Source organism: Desulfovibrio sp. (assembly GCF_019424165.1).
In the GTDB taxonomy this organism is placed as follows: domain Bacteria; phylum Desulfobacterota; class Desulfovibrionia; order Desulfovibrionales; family Desulfovibrionaceae; genus Desulfovibrio.
In genome coordinates, this window is the sequence record NZ_JAHZAA010000015.1 from 397 (window position 1) to 2,328 (window position 1,932).

General features: G+C 58.4%; 3 protein-coding genes. 1 reads left to right on the forward strand and 2 read right to left on the reverse strand.

What is annotated here, in order from left to right; all coding sequences use genetic code 11:
* Nucleotides 1-204, reverse strand: a 204-nt coding sequence (locus QZ377_RS07070; protein ID WP_291440471.1) for a class I tRNA ligase family protein, incomplete at its 3' end; no start/stop codon positions are given.
* A 33-nt stretch (nucleotides 205-237) separates the two neighbouring features.
* Entirely contained in the window at nucleotides 238-1,317 is a 1,080-nt protein-coding gene (gene ricT, locus QZ377_RS07075; RefSeq protein WP_291440510.1) for a regulatory iron-sulfur-containing complex subunit RicT, read from the reverse strand.
* 309 nt (nucleotides 1,318-1,626) lie between these two features.
* Between ricT and QZ377_RS07080 the strand changes: the two genes are divergently transcribed.
* A partial coding sequence (locus QZ377_RS07080; protein WP_291440472.1) for an HDIG domain-containing metalloprotein occupies nucleotides 1,627-1,932 on the forward strand: 306 nt, incomplete at its 3' end.

Consider the following 1,932-nt stretch of genomic DNA (forward strand, 5'->3'; position numbering starts at 1 on the left):
TTCCTTGGGCGATTTGCCTTCCTTTTCCGCTGCCTGCACAATCTTGTCGCCGTGCTCGTCCGTACCCGTCAGAAAGAGCGTATCCTGCCCGGCCAGCTTGTGGTACCGGGCCATGGCATCGGCAACCACTGTAGTATAGGCGTGCCCCAGGTGCGGCCTGGCATTAACGTAGTAGATGGGCGTAGTGATAAAGAAGGTGTTCACTCAAGGCTCCGTAAGCTTGTAATGGCGTATGGCTTATTGATTTTCGTTTTTCTGTGTTTTGCGGCGGCGCTTGCGGCGCGGTTTTGCCGCATCGCCATGCCCATCGGTTCCCGGCCCGTCATGGCCGCTACCGGCAGCATGTTCCGCCCGGTGGGCATCCTGCTGTCCGGAGGCGTCCTGATAAAACAGGTCATCCATGAGGTCAAGATGTTCCAGCGTGTCTGGCGTGGCAGAAACCACCAGCAAGCCGTCTCCGGCAGGTTGCCTGGGCTGCGGTTTGTTCTGACCCTGGGGAGACGGCGGCGCTTCGGGCCGGTGCGGTGAAAGCGCCTGCCATTCTTCGAGTGTCAGTTCCAGCTCTTCATTGGCTTCGGTGAGCACAGCCAGGGAGTTACGAAACATGTTGGCCCGCAGAACCTTCATGCCGCCCTTGTCGGTCTGATACTTCTTGCCAAGGCGCGGGCAGTTCCGGTGAAAATGGTCGTAATTTTCCTGCTCATAAGAAAGGCAGCACAAAAGCCGCCCGCAAATGCCGGAAATTTTGGCAGGATTAAGAAACAGGTTCTGCTCCTTGGCCATGCGTATGGTCACAGGAGCAAATTTGCGCAGATAGCGGCGGCAGCAGCATACCATGCCGCAGTTGCCCACCGCGCCGACCATCTGCGTTTCATGGCGCACGCCGATCTGGCGCAGTTCGATACGGGCGCGGTATTCACGCACGAGATCTTTGACAAGATCGCGAAAATCAATGCGCGAAGGGGCGGTGAAATAAAAAATCAGCTTGCTGCGGTCAAAAAAAACTTCCACATCCACAAGCTTCATGTCCAGGTTGCGCTGGCGTATGCACTGGCGGCAGAATGCCTGCGCCTCGCGGCTCAACTGCTCGTTGGCCTCGCCACGCCGGACATCTTCCGGGCTTGCCAGCCGCAGAATATGGGGCAAGGGTTCACTTTCCTGCTTGGGCAAATGCTGCGCAGGACCGGAAACCACCTGTGCCAGAGCGTAGCCCTGTTCGGCTTCGATAAGCACGTGCACGCCCGGGCTGAGTCCCGGAGGGCCACTATAATAGCTTGTCTGGCCCAACGCACGAAAACGCAGGCCGTATACGGGCATAAAGGTCACGATACAAAACCTTGTGAGACGATTTCCGAAAAGATTCTTTTCGGCCATAAAAGGCCCGCTGTCAACACTGATGCCTTTCCGCAACGGCAGCCCCGCTATGGAGGCAGTACCACATCTGCCATCACAGTTACGGGCTTTGCCCCGGCAGCGGGTCTGTGCGGACCGGAACCGTGCCTGCGAAACACAGTCGCAAAGCGCTGTGCTGAACGCAGCGCGTCAACCCGTCGCGAACACCCGGCTGACCGGCTTGCCTTCGCTACTGCCCTGTTCTACATTAGAAAGGATACGGGAGACAATGCCATGATACAAAGAAACGAAGCCCTGAAACTTCTGGCCGACCATAACACACCGCCTTCTCTCATGCAGCACGCTCTGGCTGCCGAAGCAATCATGAGCGCCCTGGCAGACCGCCTGGGCGAAGATGCTGCCTTGTGGAGCATCACGGGGCTTCTGCACGATCTGGACTACCCATCCACGGTCGAAAATCCCGCACGCCACGGGCTGGACACAGCCGACATGCTGGCCGGGCATCTGCCGGAGTCCGCCCTTGCAGCCATACGCGCCCATGCGGCTGAAATGAACGGCGCACAGCCCGCCACCCGCTTT